Origin of the sequence: Streptomyces caniferus (genome assembly GCF_009811555.1) — a bacterium.
GTDB classification, from domain to species: Bacteria; Actinomycetota; Actinomycetes; order Streptomycetales; family Streptomycetaceae; genus Streptomyces; species Streptomyces caniferus.
The window spans coordinates 362937-379744 of sequence record NZ_BLIN01000005.1; the positions used below are offsets into that span (position 1 = coordinate 362937).

14 protein-coding genes and 1 pseudogene are annotated in these 16808 nt (G+C 69.2%); 8 read left to right on the plus strand and 7 right to left on the minus strand.

Translation table 11 applies throughout. The features are described from left to right. Positions 1 to 203: 203 nt before the first annotated feature. The 6 genes from Scani_RS18350 to Scani_RS18375 all read right to left on the minus strand — a co-directional run bounded on the left by Scani_RS18350 (position 204) and on the right by Scani_RS18375 (position 6594). Positions 204 to 344 carry a hypothetical protein gene (locus tag Scani_RS18350; RefSeq protein ID WP_159477343.1) on the minus strand — a complete coding sequence of 47 codons (141 nt, stop codon included), beginning with the start codon at positions 342 to 344 and terminating at the stop codon, positions 204 to 206. 873 nt (positions 345 to 1217) lie between these two features. Next, the gene (locus Scani_RS18355) at positions 1218 to 1877 is read right to left on the minus strand and encodes a hypothetical protein (protein WP_246295981.1); all 660 of its coding nucleotides are present in this window, start codon (positions 1875 to 1877) and stop codon (positions 1218 to 1220) included. A gap of 402 nt (positions 1878 to 2279) precedes the next feature. After that, entirely contained in the window at positions 2280 to 2975 is a 696-nt protein-coding gene (locus tag Scani_RS18360; RefSeq protein WP_159477369.1) for a CBS domain-containing protein, read from the minus strand. 628 nt (positions 2976 to 3603) lie between these two features. Then, positions 3604 to 4299 (minus strand): CBS domain-containing protein, encoded by a 696-nt coding sequence (locus Scani_RS18365; protein ID WP_159477393.1) that lies wholly within the window; start codon positions 4297 to 4299, stop codon positions 3604 to 3606. A 121-nt stretch (positions 4300 to 4420) separates the two neighbouring features. After that, complete coding sequence (locus Scani_RS18370) at positions 4421 to 5869, minus strand: HAMP domain-containing sensor histidine kinase (protein WP_159477396.1); 1449 nt, start codon at positions 5867 to 5869, stop codon at positions 4421 to 4423. After that, positions 5866 to 6594 (minus strand): response regulator transcription factor, encoded by a 729-nt coding sequence (locus tag Scani_RS18375; protein WP_159477399.1) that lies wholly within the window; start codon positions 6592 to 6594, stop codon positions 5866 to 5868. The genes Scani_RS18370 and Scani_RS18375 overlap by 4 nt, the downstream gene beginning before the upstream one ends. Positions 6595 to 6748: 154 nt before the next feature. Here Scani_RS18375 and Scani_RS18380 point away from each other — a divergent pair, with 154 nt between their 5' ends. The 4 genes from Scani_RS18380 to Scani_RS18395 all read left to right on the plus strand — a co-directional run bounded on the left by Scani_RS18380 (position 6749) and on the right by Scani_RS18395 (position 10045). Beyond that, complete coding sequence (locus Scani_RS18380; RefSeq protein ID WP_159477402.1) at positions 6749 to 8110, plus strand: ferredoxin reductase family protein; 1362 nt, start codon at positions 6749 to 6751, stop codon at positions 8108 to 8110. Positions 8111 to 8120: 10 nt separating this feature from the next. Then, entirely contained in the window at positions 8121 to 8564 is a 444-nt protein-coding gene (locus Scani_RS18385; RefSeq protein WP_159477405.1) for an FMN-binding protein, read from the plus strand. A 34-nt stretch (positions 8565 to 8598) separates the two neighbouring features. Continuing rightward, positions 8599 to 9348 carry an FAD:protein FMN transferase gene (locus tag Scani_RS18390; RefSeq protein WP_159482201.1) on the plus strand — a complete coding sequence of 250 codons (750 nt, stop codon included), beginning with the start codon at positions 8599 to 8601 and terminating at the stop codon, positions 9346 to 9348. Between the two features lie 427 nt (positions 9349 to 9775). Further along, a complete protein-coding gene (locus Scani_RS18395; RefSeq protein WP_174872721.1) occupies positions 9776 to 10045 on the plus strand; it encodes an SHOCT domain-containing protein in 270 nt (89 codons plus the stop codon). A gap of 132 nt (positions 10046 to 10177) precedes the next feature. On the opposite strand, the gene Scani_RS18400 is transcribed toward Scani_RS18395, so the two are convergent. Continuing rightward, the gene (locus Scani_RS18400) at positions 10178 to 12064 is read right to left on the minus strand and encodes an APC family permease (RefSeq protein WP_159477408.1); all 1887 of its coding nucleotides are present in this window, start codon (positions 12062 to 12064) and stop codon (positions 10178 to 10180) included. Positions 12065 to 12573: 509 nt separating this feature from the next. On the opposite strand from Scani_RS18400, the gene Scani_RS18405 reads away from it, so the two are divergent. The 4 genes and pseudogenes from Scani_RS18405 (at position 12574) to Scani_RS18415 (ending at position 16753) form a co-directional block, all read left to right on the plus strand. Next, positions 12574 to 13098, plus strand: a complete 525-nt coding sequence (locus tag Scani_RS18405) for a hypothetical protein (protein ID WP_159477411.1) — start codon at positions 12574 to 12576, stop codon at positions 13096 to 13098. A gap of 293 nt (positions 13099 to 13391) precedes the next feature. Continuing rightward, positions 13392 to 13543: pseudogene (locus Scani_RS42155) on the plus strand (Tn3 family transposase); the annotation flags it as partial. Between the two features lie 383 nt (positions 13544 to 13926). Continuing rightward, positions 13927 to 14124, plus strand: a complete 198-nt coding sequence (locus Scani_RS18410; RefSeq protein ID WP_159477414.1) for a hypothetical protein — start codon at positions 13927 to 13929, stop codon at positions 14122 to 14124. A gap of 97 nt (positions 14125 to 14221) precedes the next feature. After that, positions 14222 to 16753 (plus strand): sensor histidine kinase, encoded by a 2532-nt coding sequence (locus Scani_RS18415; RefSeq protein ID WP_246295983.1) that lies wholly within the window; start codon positions 14222 to 14224, stop codon positions 16751 to 16753. Positions 16754 to 16808 lie beyond the last annotated feature (55 nt).

The window sequence follows — 16808 nt, forward strand, 5'->3', positions numbered from 1 at the left end:
CGACTAGCGCGTATGCCACCCGGCCAGGCCGGGTGAGGGAACGAGGGGGCGGTTGCGCCCAGACTGTCCGCGACGTGGGGCAGCAGGCCCATCGTCACGAATTCCATGGTGCCGATACCCATGGCCGGCGTCGCGAGCGTGAGTGGTCGGACAGCTCGCCACGATCTGCCGCATCAGTCTGCGGGCCAGATATGTCTTGCATCTCACGTCCGCTGGAGCGGTAGCGGCGTGCGGCACAGTGGCACCAGCGTCAGATTCATCTCCACGAGAGTGTTGCGGACGTACGGAAACTCCGCGGTGCCCTCCTCGAGCGAGGCCAGACGCTCAAGGAACAACTTCGACAAACGCCGCGCGTCCTCGAGAGCGACCTCGCTGCCCCATCCGACGGGCTTGGGTTCTTCTGACGTTCCATCATTGCCTGTTCGCGCGCTGCTGCCGCAGCCATGTCCTGCTGCTCCACGCCTACCCGCTCGCCCCGGGGCAAACGGCCGAGCCTCGCGATATCGACGGCGTAGCTCCTGAACCCGTGCTCTGTTCTCGGCGGGGGCGACGACGTAGGGCTTCGCCGACAATGCCGGCCAGCGGCAGGGTGACGGTCCTGGGGCCGCACCCCAGGTCCACGGCGCGAGCGTCGGTCAGGGGAACCAGTCGGCGAGCAGGGCCATGATGACGAGGCGACGGATCCCCCAGGGGGCTCCACACCCTTTGCATTCCCCATCCCGCGATGCCGACCGCATCACATGCAATCATGTCGCAAGAATGAACCCCAAGAATCCCATAAGGGTGACGGAAACAACTGGCGCGATTGCGCACCACTTCGAATACTCGCATTTATCCCGCCTGACGCCTCGTCGCCATTCATCGCAATACTCGAAAACGGGCCTCCTGGAGGGAATCAGACCGATTGTGAGCCCGACCCACGTGAAGGAGTAAAGGATCAGCATCTGTTTATGGCTCCAGTGCTGGTACTGAAGTCCGCCTACTACGATCATGCCAAGACAGCACCCGACAGAGATGACGAAAGACATCGCTGTCACCTTACGCGCATTCAGCCATCTGTCCATGTAGAAGCAGAATATGAGAGTGGCGACAGCTGCCATGAGCAGCAGGTAGAGGAGGGGGAGCCGAGCGAGCATGCCAGGTCCTTTCCGCAGCGCACGAGGGCCTACGGCAGGTGCACCGCAGGCCATCGTGCGTGATTTCCACAGTACTTCTGGTCAGAATCCGAGGGATCCCAGCAAGCCGGTGATAGGGGACACAAGGTCGTGCCCGATCTGCGTGATCTTTGTGGCAACCTGGGATCCGCCGAGTGCGCCGATCCACTTGGACTGGCCGAAGGTGATCACACTCAGGGCAGCGCTCACAAGGGATGACTTGAACTCGACGCCCGTCAGTCCATAGCCGATTCCGGTGAACAAGACGTTGAGTCCAGTGAACGCGAGGGACGCATACCCGAGGTTGCCCGCAAACAGCTCAAGTGCCGCGCCAGCGGGCGGAAAGAACGCGCCTACCCCCAGGCCGAGGAGAGCGAACCCGGCGGATCCGAAGCCAGCGGCGATGCTGGCGGTGTTGGTGACGTTTGCCAGCCACTTCGCACCCGCCTTCCACCATGGGAGGTCATCTTTGACCTTGTCGTTCTCGGGGGTATCCGCGGGGTTCTTTCCGGCCTTCTTGGCCTTCCGCGCCTCCTCGGCTGCGTGCTTTGACGCGGCGGCGATTTCGGCCTGGCGTTTGGCTGTGGCGATCTGGTGGGCCTGGGTTGCGGCTGCGGCTGCCGTCTTGGCGTCCTTGCCGGCCTGGAGGGCGGAGGCGCGGGCAGAGGCGGCAGATGACTGGGCCGAGTTGGCGGAGGCCACCGCGCGGCCGGCGGCGTCCACGGCGCGGTTGGCGGAGTAGTTCGCCGAACGGGCGGCCGTGCGGGCGGTGGAGGCTGCCTGCTTGGCCTTGTTGGCCGAGGCTTGTGCGTCCTTGGCGGACTGCTCGGCCGCGTCTGCCTTCGCGTCGGCCTGTTGGGCGGAGGTGGCGGCCTGCGCAGCTGAATTCTTCGCCTTGTCCGCCCACTTCAGTGCCTCGGTGGCGAGGCCGCGCGCATTGGCCGCTGCCTCCTGAGCACGAACCGGCTGCGCAGACTGTCCGCTGACATGTCGTCGTAGAGGCGGAGCACCTGGGCACGGTCCTTTGGGCAGGCCGGGCGAAGCCGAACCGTGGTGCCATCGGCCAGCAGCGCGCAGACCTCACTCGCACCGGAGACGGTATCCGCCATGGGGCTGCCCCCTTCCTCACGGCCTCTCGAGAATGCGGTCCGCAACAGACGTCCCTGTCGGCTCATGCTCCGGTCCTTCGAGGTCGAACGTCACATCCACGACGCCCTCGACGGCGCGCACCAGTCGTGCCGCCACGGGCACGAGCGACATGTTGCGGATCCGGCCGCTGAGAGCGACCACCCCATCGGTGACACGGACCGACAACGTCTCCGCGGAATCTGCGAACAGGCGGTCCACGACCTCCGCCCGTACCTCCGCCGCCAGGTCCTCGTCGCGCCGGAGAAAGACTTTCAGCAGGTCCGAGCGACTCACGATGCCCTGCAGCTTGCCCTCTGCGTCGACCACGGGGAGCCGCTTCACGGACTTGTACGCCATGGTCCGCGCCGCTTGGGCGACGGTGTCGCCGGCATGCACGGTCAGGGCGGGCTGAGTCATCAGCTCACCCGCCGTCAGGGCACCGGCCTTGCGCACCTGATCCGACCGTCGCAGCTGTTCCATACGGTCGGGGACCGATTCCCGGAACTCCTCCTTGAGCAGCAGATCTGCCTCGGAGACCACACCGATCACCCGCCCCTCACCCGCCAGCACGGGAAGCGCGCTGACCTTCCACTGCTCCATCGTCTCGACGATCTCCTTGAATCGCGCCTCCTGGCCGACAGCCACCACCGTCTGCGTCATCACATCGCTGACCGTGCACGGGGTGTGCTCCATGACGCCTCCTCGGGACGGACTGCCGTCGCGCGGCCGCTGCGACACCTTCAGCTTGCGCGGGTCCGTCCGTGCCGGGCAGGGGCCGTCCGGCCCCCTCGGCGGCTGATCGTCAACATTCGTCCGACGCAAGCCGCCGTCCACCGCGCACTGGGGCCGCGCCGTCCGTTGGGCCGGACGGTCCCCGGCGATGCCCTGCGGCCCATCCCGACTGTTCCGCTCCCCCGGCGGCTACCCCATGACGCGCCCCGCAGATCGCGCCTTCATGGCCGCGGACGGCATCCGGGTAGCAGAAGCACAGTAATCTCCGGGCTCCACAGGCACCGTGCGCAGGGGCGCGCTGCCCACGGTAGGGGCCGACGTCACGCGCAATATCGAGTACGGCGAGGGGCGCCCACTGCCCTGAGCGCACGTCCCCCACGCCCTGGAACGGGCCGACCACGCGACGCCTGGAGGTACGGGCGAATACCGACACCCCCGAAGAGGCCTGCCGGGCCCGACGCTTCGGGGCGACCGGCATCTGGTCTCCGATGTCTCGGCCGGGCCCGCCGCGTGCGGTGTGCCCGCTGCCCTTCTGCGCCCCAACAGCGCCACACCGTGTGCACGATTGACCCGCGGACGCCCGTCGGCGTCACCGCTCTGCGTCCGGCCGGTCCGTCGCCATGGGCCCCGTCCGTGCGGCGTCCGGGCCGGTCACATCGAAATCCACGTCCACCACACCCTCGACGGATCGCACCAGACGCGCAGCTACCGGGATGAATGATCTGTCCCGAACACGTCCACGCAACGTGACCACGCCATCTGTGACAGTGACCTGCAGATCCCGGGTGGGCGCAGCGAACAGCGCGCCGAGGATGTCCCTGCGGATCTCCTGCGCCAGGTCATCGTCCGATCGCAGAAAGACCTTCAACAGGTCTGCGCGGCTGACGATGCCCTGAAGTACCCCGTGCCCGTCCACTACCGGAAGACGCTTGACCGTCTCGAGTGCCATCGTCCGAGCGGCCTGGGAAAGCGTGGCATTGGCACGCACGGTGTGCGCGGGACTGCTCATCAGCTCCCCCGCCGTCACGGCTTCCGCTCTGCGGACGTCATCGACCCGCCGCAGCTGCTCCAGCCGGTCGGGGTCCGGCTCCCGGAACTCTTCCTTGGGCAGCAGATCCGCCTCGGAGACCACGCCGACCACCCGGCCCTCCCCCGCCAGCACCGGAAGGGCACTGACCTTCCACCGTTCCATGGTCTCGACGATCTCTTTGAATCGCGCCTCACGGCCGACCGCGGCCACGGTCTTGGTCATCACGTCGCTGACGATGTGCGGGGCGTTCAGCATGACGTCATGCCTCCTCGATGCTGCGGCCGTCGAGCGGCCGTGGTGACACCTCCAGGATCGATGGCGAGGACCGAGCCGGACAGGGGCCGTACGGTCCCTTCCGCCGCTGCCCGGTCGGCCTTCACTGCCCTGCGCACTCGGAAGAGGCCGGGGGGAACGTCGCCGTGAACGCCGTGCGTCCGGGCCGGCTCGTCATGGTGACCGAGCCGCCGTGCGCAGCGACCACGGCATGCACGATGGCGAGGCCCAGACCGGTACCGCCCGCGGCGCGTGATCGGCTGTGGTCGGCCCGGACGAAGCGGCCGAAGATCTCTGAATGGAGATCATCCGGAATTCCCGGGCCGTTGTCCGCGACGGTCAGCCGCGTGCCACAGGCATCGGCCGCCAGCTGCACCGTGACCGTGGTCCCTGCGGGCGTGTGAGTGCGGGCGTTGGCAAGCAGATTTCCGATCACCTGGTGCAGCCGGTGTTCGTCGCCGGTGATGGTCACCGCGTCCTCCGGGAGATCCAGCAGCCATCGATGATCCGGACCGGCCGCTCGCGCATCGTCCGTGGCGTCGAGCACCAGGCGGGTCAGGTCCACCGGGGTGCGTTCCAGAGCGCGGCCCGCGTCGAGGCGGGCGAGCAGGAGCAGGTCATTGACCAGGCGGCTCATCCTCTCCGACTCTGACTGGATGCGGTCCAGGGCGCGACGGACGTCATCGGGGACGGGCCCTTGGTGCCGGAGGGCGAGTTCGGCGTGACCGCGGACGTTGGCCACTGGGGTACGCAGCTCATGGCTGGCGTCCGCGGCGAAATGGCGCAGTCGTTCCTCGCTGGACTGGCGGCGTTCCAGGGCATTGCCTACGTGGCCGAGCATGCGGTTCAGGGCGGTGCCCACCTGCCCGACCTCGGTGTGCGGGTCCGCCACCGGAACCGGCGCGGGCATGGCCACCTCGCCGCCGGCCAGTGGGAGCTCGGCGACCCGTGTGGCCGTGGCGGTCACCCGTCGCAGCGGGCGCAGGGACAGCCTTACCCACATCGCCCCCACGACCCCGGTGACCAGCAGCGCCCCTCCGAAGACGGCCGCCTCCACTGCCTCCAGGCGGTGCACGGTCTCCTCGACCGGATGCAGCGGCAGCCCCGTGACAAGGACGTCGCCGTCGTCCCCGGACACGGCGTTGACGCGGTAGCGCCCCAGCGCGGACAGCCGGATGCCGCGCCCCGTGCCGTCCGGGGGAAGTGCGGCCAGCACCCGGCGGTCCTCGGCGGTGAGCGGCACCTTTGTGTCTGTCGCCGCACGCACCACGGCCGCCTGCGTCGTGGTGCCACGCAGCAGCCGTGCGCCGAAGGTGCCCTCCGACTGGCCGCGGGTGTCGGGCCGGTTGTCGGCGTCCGGCTGCGCCTCGTGTTCCAGGCTCGCTGCGAACCGGCCGGCCGTCGCGGACAGCTGCTGGTCCAGCCGACGCACGAGAAAGCCTTCGAGCGCGAAGACCGTGCTCACCCCAACTGCCAGGCAGGCCAGCGCGAGGAGCGCGACCAGGCCCGCGGTGAGCTGGCTGCGCAGGGTCCGCGGAAGCAGCCGTCTCATGCCGCCTCCGGTTTCAGGACGTAGCCGACGCCCCGCACCGTGTGGATCATCGGCGCCCGGCCGGCGTCGATCTTCTTGCGCAGATAACTGATGTACAGCTCGACGACGTGTGACCGGCCGCCGAAGTCGTAGGACCAGACCCGGTCCAGGATCTGTGTCTTGGACAGCACCCGTCGCGGGTTACGCATGAGGAAGCGCAGCAGCTCGAATTCGGTGCGGGACAGTTCCACCAGATCGCCGCCCCGGACGACCTCCCTCGCCTCCTCGTCCATCACCAGGTCGCCGACGACGAGCCGGTTGCCCTCCGGCTCGCGCGCCATGCCGGCTCGGCGCAGCAGACCACGCAGCCGCGCCAGCACCTCTTCGAGGCTGAACGGCTTGGTCACGTAGTCGTCACCGCCCGCCGTGATCCCCGTGATGCGGTCCTCGACGGAGTCACGTGCGGTCAGGAAGAGCACACAGACGGTTTCCAGTTCGTGACGCAGCAGATGCAGCACCCGCAGGCCGTCGATATCGGGGAGCATCCAGTCCAGCACGACGGCGTGCGGGCGGAAGGTCCGCGCCACCGCGAGCGCGGTGGCACCGTCGGCCGCGGTGCGCACCGCCCAGCCCTCGCCGGACAGCGCGCCGGCCAGCACTTCGGTGAGGTCCGGTTCGTCGTCGATCACAAGGACGCGGACCGCTGCGTCGCCACGCAGGTGGCCGCTGGTGTGGTGGTTGTCCATGGTCACTCCAGGATCCCCCGTGCCGGGGGGTGCGGAGGCACTGCTCCGCTCTGAGTTTCCTCTGAATTCGGCGGGCCCGTCTCCGGGCGGGGCGCTCAGAGCGTCTTCAGAGGTTGCGCTGCCACGGTGGCACCCACCACGGAAAGGGAGCCACATGACCGCCCTCTCGCACCCCCGCCGCGGGGCAGCCCGGAGCCTGCGCCCCCGCCGGCCGGCCTCCTTCGTGCCCTTCGCGGCACAGGCCGCCGTCTGGGCGGGTGCCGCCGGCGTACTCGGCCTGTGGTGGGCCGGCACCGCGTCCGTGGTGAGCCCGGCGGACTGGCTGACCGGCGCCGGCCGGATCACCGGGCTGCTCGCCGGATACGGCTGCGCGGTGCTGGTGGCGCTGATGGCCCGGGTTCCGCTGCTGGACCACCGCGTGGGCACGGACCGGCTGGCCCGCTGGCACGCCATGGGCGGCCGCTACACCCTCTCCCTCGTCCTTGCCCACACCCTGCTGGTCATCTGGGGGTACGCGCTCGCCTCACACAGCGGCGTGGTGCACCAGACCGCCACGCTCGTCCTTGACTATCCCGACATGCTCAAGGCCACCGCGGCCTTCCTGCTCCTCATGGCCACCGCCGTCGTCTCGGCACGGGCCGCCCGGCGCAGGATGAGTTACGAAACCTGGCACTACCTGCACTTCGCCACTTATCTGGCGCTCTTCCTCGCCTTCGGTCACCAGCTCTCCAACGGCGCCGACTTCGTCGGCAACCGGCCTGCCCAGCTCGCCTGGTACGCCCTCTACCTCGCCGTGGCGGCACTCATCGCCTGGTACCGCTTCCTGCTCCCCGTACGCCGGGCGCTGCGCCATCGCCTCCGCGTCGCCGAGGTCCGCCGGGAGGCACCAGGGGTGGTCTCGGTCCATCTCACCGGCCGGCATCTGACCGAACTGGGCGCCGAGTCCGGCCAGTTCTTCCGCTGGCGTTTTGTGACACCGGGGCTGTGGTGGACCGCCAACCCGTACTCGCTCTCCGCGCCTCCGCTCCCTGGCCACCTGCGCATCACGGTGAAGGAAGCCGGCAAACACAGCGCGGCCCTGGCACTCCTGCGACCCGGGACCCGGGTATGGGCCGAAGGGCCCTACGGTTCCTTCACCGCCGGGCGGCGCAGAGCGGACAAGGTGCTGCTGCTCGCGGGAGGCGTCGGCATCACCCCCCTGCGTGCCCTGTTCGAGACCCTCCCCGGCGAGGTCACGCTCCTCTACCGGGCACGGCGGCCCGAGGGCCTCGCGCTCCGCTCCGAACTCGACGCCATCGCCGCGGCCCGCGGGGCGCGCGTGCACTACGTCGTCACCGAACCGGCCGGCGGATCCTCCCCGTTGACGGCCCGCGCCTTGCTCCGCCTGATACCCGACCTGGCCGCGCACGAGGTGTACCTGTGCGGCCCGCCCGGCATGACCGAAGCCGCCCGGCGGGCCCTGCGGAGCGCCGGGATACCGCGCCGTCACATCCACCACGAGTCATTCGAGTTCTGAGGAGCCCCGCGTGCGCCGAGCCGTACTCACCGCCGCGTCGACCAGCGCCCTGGTCGTCCTGCTGCTCACCCTCAAGCCCCATCACGACACCGGCCCAGCCGGCGGGGAACCGCCGACAGATGCCGCCGCCTCGACACCAGCAACAACAGGCGCTGCACATCGCAACACCAGTCACGCCAACGGCACGTACACCGGTGCGCCGATCACCACCCGGTACGGCACCGTCCAGGTCGCCATCACCGTCAAAGCCGGACAGCTGACGGCCGTCAAGGTGCTCCAGGCGCCTTCCGAGAACGGCCGTGACCGCGAGATCGCCGGCTTCGCCCTACCGCGCCTGACGCAAGAGGCCCTGCACGCCCACAGCGCGCGCATCGATGCGGTGTCCGGGGCCAGCTACACCAGCGCGGGCTACGCCCGCTCCCTCCAGAGCGCATTGGACAAGGCCGGTGCCTGATCCCCAGCGCGGCGTTCGTCATGTCGAGCATGCGATGGGCACCGTGTTCTCCTTCGACATCCGCGACGCACCCACTGCCGCCATCGAATCCGCCCTGGATGCCGCCGTCGCCTGGCTCCACCGCGTCGACGAGGTCTTCTCCACCTACCGATCCGACAGCGCCATCAGCCGGCTTGCGCGCGGCGCCATCGGACTCGACGACTGCCCGCCCGAGGTACATGAGGTGCTCGCCCTCTGTGTGCAGATCCGCCGCGCGACCAACGGCTGGTTCAGCCACACGCCGGACGGCAGACTCGACCCCTCCGGCCTGGTCAAGGGGTGGGCCGTGGAACGCGCCTGGCAGATCCTGCAGGAGGCCGGAGCACACAACACGTGTGTGAACGGCGGCGGTGACATCCAGCTCAGCGGAGAGTCCGTCCCCGGTGTCCCCTGGCGCGTCGGTATCGCCCATCCCCTGCGCCCCGGCGAGCTGTGCACCATCGTCACCGGCCACGACCTGGCCATCGCCACCTCCGGCACCGCCGAACGCGGCGCCCACATCCTCAGCCCCCACCGCGGCGCGCCAGCCGACGGGCCCGCCTCCCTTACGGTGGTCGGTCGCAGTTTGACCCTGACCGACGCCTACGCGACAGCGGCCTTCGCCATGGGCGGGAGGGCACGAAGCTGGCTGGACCACCTCTACGGCTTCGAGGGCTTTGCCATGATGCGGGACGGCCGGTCGTGGCAAACACGGGGATTCCCGGGACGAGGCGACCTTCAGGTGGTGGGTGGAACGGTCGGCTGAGAACCCAGCTGTCTGCCGGCCCACCGCACGTGCGATGGCTCAAAGCAAACGTCCTCGGGCCCTATACCTCACAGCGCTGAAAGCGCACAGCCGTCCCTCCCAGCTGGGGTGGTCCGCATGCGACCCTCCCGGACACCGCTGGTCAGCTGCGGGATGCCACGGGAAGCTCACATCGGACGACCACGCAGGGGTCCTGGGGCGGGGCAGTGGAGCAGGAACGAACGGCCAGGGGCGATCCGCACATCGAGGACTCTCGAAGAAGCCGGACGAGATGGAGCGGAGCGCCCTGCCCGGTGGTCGCACTGGTACACACGGCCGCACTCTCCGTACTGCCGCGGACTGCCCCAGCCGCCGCATGGCGGCTGCACGAAGGTCCCTGGAGGCGCACGCTGGAAGTGGGAATGTACGTGCCCGGAGGGTGATCGTCATGATGTGGTTCGGCGGCGGCTGGTTCGTCATGGCCGTGATCATGGTGTTCTTCTGGGCGTTGGTGATCGCCGGGATCGTCGCGCTCGTCCGTTACCTCACCAGCGCCCGCCACGGCCACCAGACCGGCCGGCCCCTCTCCTCGGGCGAGCCGGGGGCGGGGAACAGACAAGCCGAGGACGTGCTCGCCGAGCGGTTCGCCCGCGGGGAAATCGACGATGCCGAATACAAACGACGGCTCGCGCTGCTGCGGGAGCACCGGGAAGGTTAACCGTCGGCGCGGGATGTGGCGTGCCACCGCCGGGGCGGTCGCCGCCCTGGTACCGAGCATCGCGACCACCGCGCCACATTGCTTCCCTGCTGGCAGCTGTTGCGGCAAGTGGTACGCGTAAAGGCGAAGCCGTCAGTTCGCCGTCAGCCGGAACCGCAGGCGGCAGATGACGGCGTCGGTGTCGCGGCGCAGCGCGTGGGCGACGACGCCGCCACGCTGGTTCTGCAAGAGGCGTTGCCACAAGTGGGCGGGTTCGGCTTCGGGAATGAGGACCGTGATGCGGGAGTCCGGGTGCCGGCTGGTGAGTTCGCGTACATACGCGGCGAACGGGCGTCCCAGGGATCGGGCGGCGGATTCCACGGCGATGAGGTCCGTGCCCGGGTTCCACAGTTCCCAGTCGCGGCGCAGTGCCTCCGCGGCCCGGCGGTCCTCGGGGTCGGTGTGGACCACGGTGACGGCGTGGACTTCGTCGCCGAGGGACGCGGCCGCGCCCAGGGCCTCGCGGGTGAGCCGGGAGAGGCCGGAGACAGGGACGATGACGAGTGAGTGGTCCTGGTGCGGCGCGTCGGGGATACGCCCGAGTTCCAGGGACCGGCCGATCTGGCCGTAGGCGTGGTGGACGCGCTCGAAGGCGAGGACGAGCAGCGGCAGGGCGATGACGATGAGCCATGCGCCGTCGCTGAACTTGGTGGCGGTGACCACAAGAGCAGCCACGCCGGTGAGCAGGGCACCGAAACCGTTGAGTGCGGCTTTGCCTCGCCAGCCGGGGGTGCGTTCGGTGCGCCAGTGGCGGACCATGCCGGTCTGGCAGAGGGTGAAGCCGACGAAGACGCCGATGGCGAAGAGCGGTACGAGGGTGTTGGTGTCGCCGCCGGAGGTGACCAGCAGGACGGCGGACGCGCCGGCGAGGGCGAGCACACCATGGCGGTGGACCTGGCGGTCGGCTTTCAGGGCGAAGACGTGTGGCAGGTTGTTGTCCCGGGCGAGCAGGCCCATGAGGACGGGCAGCCCACCGAAGGATGTGTTGGCGGCCAGGGCGAGCAGCACCATGGTGGCGAACTGGACCACGTAGAAAGCCCAGTTGTGGCCGAGGGAGGCGTCCGCGAGCTGGGCGAGGACCGTCACGCCCTCGACCGGCTGGAGGTGGAAGCGGCCGATCAGTACCGACAGGCCGATCAGCATGACGCCCAGCAGCGCGCCGAGTGTCACCTCGGTGCGTTGGGCGCGGCGGGCTGCCGGGGCGCGGAAGGACGGTACGGCGTTGGCCACCGCCTCGACACCGGTCAGCGCTGAGCAGCCGGAGGCGAAGGCCTTCAGCAGGAGCAGCGCGCCGACCGTTGTCGCGCCGTGGCCGAGCGTGGAGGCGTGTCCATCGGCTGCGGCGGCGCTGACCGGCGCGGAGCGGAACAGGCCGACGGCGATGATCGCGAGGATGCTGCCCACGAAGACCACCGTCGGCACGATGAAGAGGCGTGCCGACTCCACGATGCCGCGCAGGTTGACCGCGGTGACCAGCGCGAGCACCGCCAGGCAGATCCACACCCGGTCTCCGTAGAGCGCCGGGAAGGCCGAGGTCAGCGCGGCGACCCCGGCGGTCACGGAGACGGCCACGTTGAGGACGTAGTCGAGGATCAGGGAGGCCGCGGCCACCAGGGCGGGGCGCCGGCCCAGATGTGCTTTTGCCACCGCGTACGCCCCGCCTCCGTTCGGGAAGGCGGCGATGACCTGTCGGTACGAGGCGACCAGCACCGCCAGCAGCCCGGCGATGGCGAGCGTGACCGGCAGTGTGAACCCGAGCCCGTGTGCGCCCGCTGCGGCCAGCACCAGGACGACGGCCTCCGGGCCGTACGCCACGGACGCCATCGCGTCCAGCGACAGGGCTGCCAGGCCCTGGACGGCGGTGAGCTTGTGCCGTCCACCCTGCTCGGCGCCCCCGGACCGTACGCCGGTATCAGGCGGCTCCTCATCGGCTGTAGCTGTGGCCCTGGCTTCGTCCTCACCACGGGAAAGCGTCGACATGGCGCTGGTGCCTCCGGAAATCAGGATGTGGTCGGAACGCTCAGCTTCAGGTGGCAAACCTGACCGGCCGAGCCTCCTTATCGCATCCCTGTCACCGAATACCGGGCTCTTGACGATCTCCTGACGGCAATACCGGCCGGCCCGAAAGGAACGCGCCGCCGAACGCGGCCGAAGCCGCGATCAAGACGCCGTCGTCGGCATCGCTGAACGTCCAGCATGAGGCCCCCGGGTTGCGCGAGCACTGACAGCCATCGGCCCGGCTGGCCCTAATGGGAATTTATGTGCCTCGCCCCCTTGTGCGGCCGCCTCCAGCACTCGCTACTCCTTCGTCCACCCGCGACAGGAATGTCCGGTATGCGGACTTACGAGAGATTCCTTCGATTCCACTGGACCGACCCCGTCAAGGAACCGCTCGGAGCAAAGTTTTTCATTGCGCACAAATATCCTTGCCGGTAGCGTCCCTCCCGCAATGATCAAGATGTATTAGCGTTTAATGGGGGACTGGCTTCATGAGCATGCGAAGCAAGGGAATCTCGACCGCGATCTCCTTAGCCATGACCGGCGCACTGTGCGGCCTCAGCGCACAAACGGCAATTGCATCTTCAGCAGAAGACCACGGGGGCACGACGGTCGCGGCGGCCACGGCGGCCGCGACAGAAATGCAGATACACGCGGCCGGAGCTGATGAGATCTGCGCAGTTCTGGGGATTGGCAGCGGAGCGGCAGGCCTTTCCAAGGCTCTGGCCAAGGGGGCGTCCTGGGTAGGTATTGGCGCTAGCGTCGGGTGCTACGCATACACGAAGGCGAAGAACGCCACGCCCGCGCAAAAGCGAGCGGCCATGATGAAGTCGTACAGGAATTACCAAGCGAAGAGCGATCTCGGAAAGCTCGACGCGCTCGGCTATTACTGCCGGAAGAAGGGGGGCGGCGGTGGCGGCGGCGGTACCGATTTCACCTCCCTTGACATGATGATCGGATACCGGGACATCAAAATGAAGGGCGTAACGTACTCGTGCACCAACATCCGCGATTGACCGGTCGCCGCGACCTGGGCTATGGAGAGCGAACCTTGCTCTCCATAGCGCTAGTCGTAGTGAGCTTGCTGTGGATCACACAAGACATGGCCCTATGGGCCACGGTAATGTGCGGGGCCGGTGCAGTCGGGGGAGCACTGGGGGCGCTCTACTTTGGATGGCGCTACCTTCGCTCACGCAGAGAATCGCAATGAGGTTTCCTCAGCGCAGCATTATTCGCGAAGTGGGGTAGAGGTCGCGTGCTGGCCGGGGCCGAACGACGCGTGCCCCGGCTGATCTCGCACGAGCGAACCAAGGACCAGGTCGGCGTGCTCGGCTTGGTCCTCAACGCCGTCGTGCTCCGGGCGACGCCCTGCATCGACGCCGCCTCGACCCGTTCCGCACCGAGGACCACGAGATCCGCGATGAGGACATCGCCCGGCTCTCCCCACTCAAGCACCGCAACTCAGTCCGCTGGTCGCGTCTTCAGCGCCTCCCGCGGTCGAGGGCGGCGACCTCGCGTACGGCCCCGGCGATGGCCCCGGAACTCCTTTTTGAGGATCGCACCGTGGCTGCCGGCGACCTTCGCGCCGATCTGGATGTTCGGGGGGGCGGGCGGTCACCGCATCGAGGCTGGACGTACCGCACCGGCACGCTTCCGGCCGGCCCAGTGCGCCCCGACGACCGCCCCGTAGGACCAGCGCACCAGCAGCGCCCGGTCCACTCCCCCGGCCGCAAGAACGGCATCGACATCCCGGACGGCCGCCTCGAAGGAATAGTCCGCGGAACGGTTCGACTTGCCGCGCGCTCGCTCGTCGTAGGTGATGTGCCGCCCCCCCCAAATCAGCGATGATCCCAGCGTTCCCGCTCCCGCCCGGCCGACCCGGCCGACCGGGCCGACCGGTGGCCGACAGCGCCACGGGTCTCGGGCCGGCTGCTCGACCCGAACTGGTCACCGACCGCCTCCAGGGGCGTGTCCTGGGGTTCCTGGGTCAGGAAAGCGTCAACATCGTCGAGCTCAACCACGGCCTGGCCCGTCTGATGTGACGATGGTGCATCACCCATGCCGCACGGCCGCCCGCGATTCCGCTCGCGGCGGCAGGCGCCGTGGCGCTGTGCACGACCGCTCAGGGAGGGGCTTTCGGTGGCACCGAAAGTTGTCGCAGCCGATACGTCAGGCGTACGGCCAGGAAAGCTCAAGGTGTTCCTCGGGGCGGCTCCGGGGGTCGGCAAGACCTACCGGATGCTGGACGAGGGGCGGCGCCGTGCCCGGCGCGGCACGGATGTGGTGGTGGCCTACGCCGAGTGCCACGCCCGGCCGCACACCGAGGAGAAACTCGAAGGGCTGGAGATACTTCCCCGGACCCACCGCACGTACCGGGGCGGCACATTCAGCGAGATGGACCTCGACGGTGTGCTCGCCCGCCATCCCGAGGTCGCACTCGTCGACGAAATGGCCCACACCAACGTTCCCGGCGGCCGCAACGGCAAGCGGTGGCAGGACATCGAAGAGCTGCTCGCCGCCGGGATCGATGTCGTCACCACCGTCAACATCCAGCACCTGGAGTCGCTGAACGACGTGGTGCAGAAGATCACCGGTGTTCCGCAGCGGGAGACCGTCCCCGACGAGATCGTGCGCCGCGCCCACCAGATCGAACTGGTCGACATGCCCGCCGAGGCGCTGCGCCGGCGCATGGCACACGGCAACATCTACCAGCCGGAGAAGGTCGATGCCGCACTCGCGCACTACTTCCGCGTCGGCAACCTGACCGCCCTGCGCGAACTCGCGCTGCTGTGGGTCGCCGGGCGGGTGGACGAGACGCTGCAGAAGTACCGTTCCGAGCACGGCATCGGCACGGTCTGGGAGACCCGCGAACGCGTCGTGGTGGCGCTCACCGGCGGCCCGGAGGGCGAGACGCTGATCCGCCGGGCCGAGCGGATCGCGGACCGCTCATCGGGCGGTGATCTGCTGGCCGTCCATGTCGCCCGCAGTGACGGCCTCGCCGACGCCTCGCCCGCCGCACTGGCGAAACAACGGGAACTGGTCGAGAGCGTGGGCGGCAGCTACCACTCGGTCGTCGGCGACCATGTGCCCACCGCGTTGCTGGACTTCGCGCGGGCCGAGAACGCCACCCAGCTCGTGCTGGGGACGAGCCGTCGCAGCTGGCTGTCCCGCCTGGTGGCACCGCGGGGCATCGGCGAGGACACCGTCGAGCTCTCGGGTGACATCGACGTGCACATGGTCACCCACGAACGAGCGGGCCGGGGACGTCGGATGCCGGTGCCCGGCCGGGAGTTGCCGCACTCACGACGGGTCGCGGGGCCGGTGGCCGGCCTCGTCCTCCCTCTGGCGCTGACCGTCGTCCTCGCCCAGACCCGCGGCACGCTCAACCTGACCAGCGAGGCCCTGCTCTTCCTTGTTACCGTCATCGGCGTGGCCTGCCTCGGCGGCGTCGTCTCCGCGCTGCTCGCCTCGCTCACCGCTTCCCTCCTGCTGAACTACTACTTCATCCCGCCAAGCGACCAGTTCACCATCACCGAGCCCAACAACGCGCTCGCGCTGGCCGTCTTCGTGCTGGTCGCCGTCACGGTCGCGGCGCTCGTCGACCGCTCACTGCGGCTCGCCCGGCGCGCCGCCAGCGCCACGGCGGAGGCGGAGACCCTCTCCTCCATGGCCGGGAACATCCTGCGCGGTGACCAAGCGGTGCCGATCCTCGTGGAGCGCACCCGTGAGGCCTTCGGGATGGAGTCCGCCGAACTCGTCCCGCGTTCGGGCCAGGAGAAAGAGACGGTTGAGCGGGGCGAGGGACTCGTCAAGGTACCGGCCGGGCCGGACCGCATACTCGTCCTGCGGGGTCGCCGCCTGCCCTCCTCCGAACACCGGGTGCTGACCGCCTTCGCGGCCCACCTCGCCGCTGCCCTGGACCACGCCCGCCTGACAGAGGCGGCCGCCGAGGTCGAACCGGTGAAGGCGGCTGACCGGATGCGGACGGCGCTGCTCGCCGCGGTCAGCCACGACCTGCGGACACCACTGGCCGGTGGGCGGGCCGCCATCAGCTCACTGCGCAGTACGGACGTGGACTTCTCCGCGGCCGAACGGGACGAACTGCTGGCGACGGCGGACGAGTCGCTCGCCAAGCTGAACCGCCTGGTGGACAACCTCCTCGACATGAGCAGGCTCCAGGCCGGCGCCCTGACGTTGCACCTTCAGCCCACGGCCTTCGCCGACGTCCTCCCCCTGGCACTCGACACCCTCTCCACGCCCTCGGTACCGGTCGAGTCCCAGGGCCTGGCGGAGATCTGCGATGTTCTCGCCGATCCGCCCCTGCTGGAGCGCGTCATCGCCAACCTGGTCGTCAACGCCGTGCGCTACTCCCCCGCAGACCACCGGGTGCTGATCAGTGGCAGCGCTCTCGGCTCACGCGTCGAGCTGCGGGTCATCGACCGGGGCCCCGGCCTCCGCCCCGAAGACCGCGACCGGATCTTCGTCCCCTTCCAACGCCTGGGCGACAACGACAACACGAGCGGCCTCGGCCTGGGTCTCGCCCTCTCCCGGGGCCTGGCCGAGGCGATGGGCGGCACCCTCACCCCCGAGGACACGCCCGGCGGCGGGCTGACCATGGTCCTCTCCTTGCGAGCGGCAGCGGCGGAGGAGGAACCGGTGGGACTCGCTTAGTTCCGCACGTGGGAGAGGGCAAGTGGGGTAGTGATCCGCCGGACGGGCCTCAGGT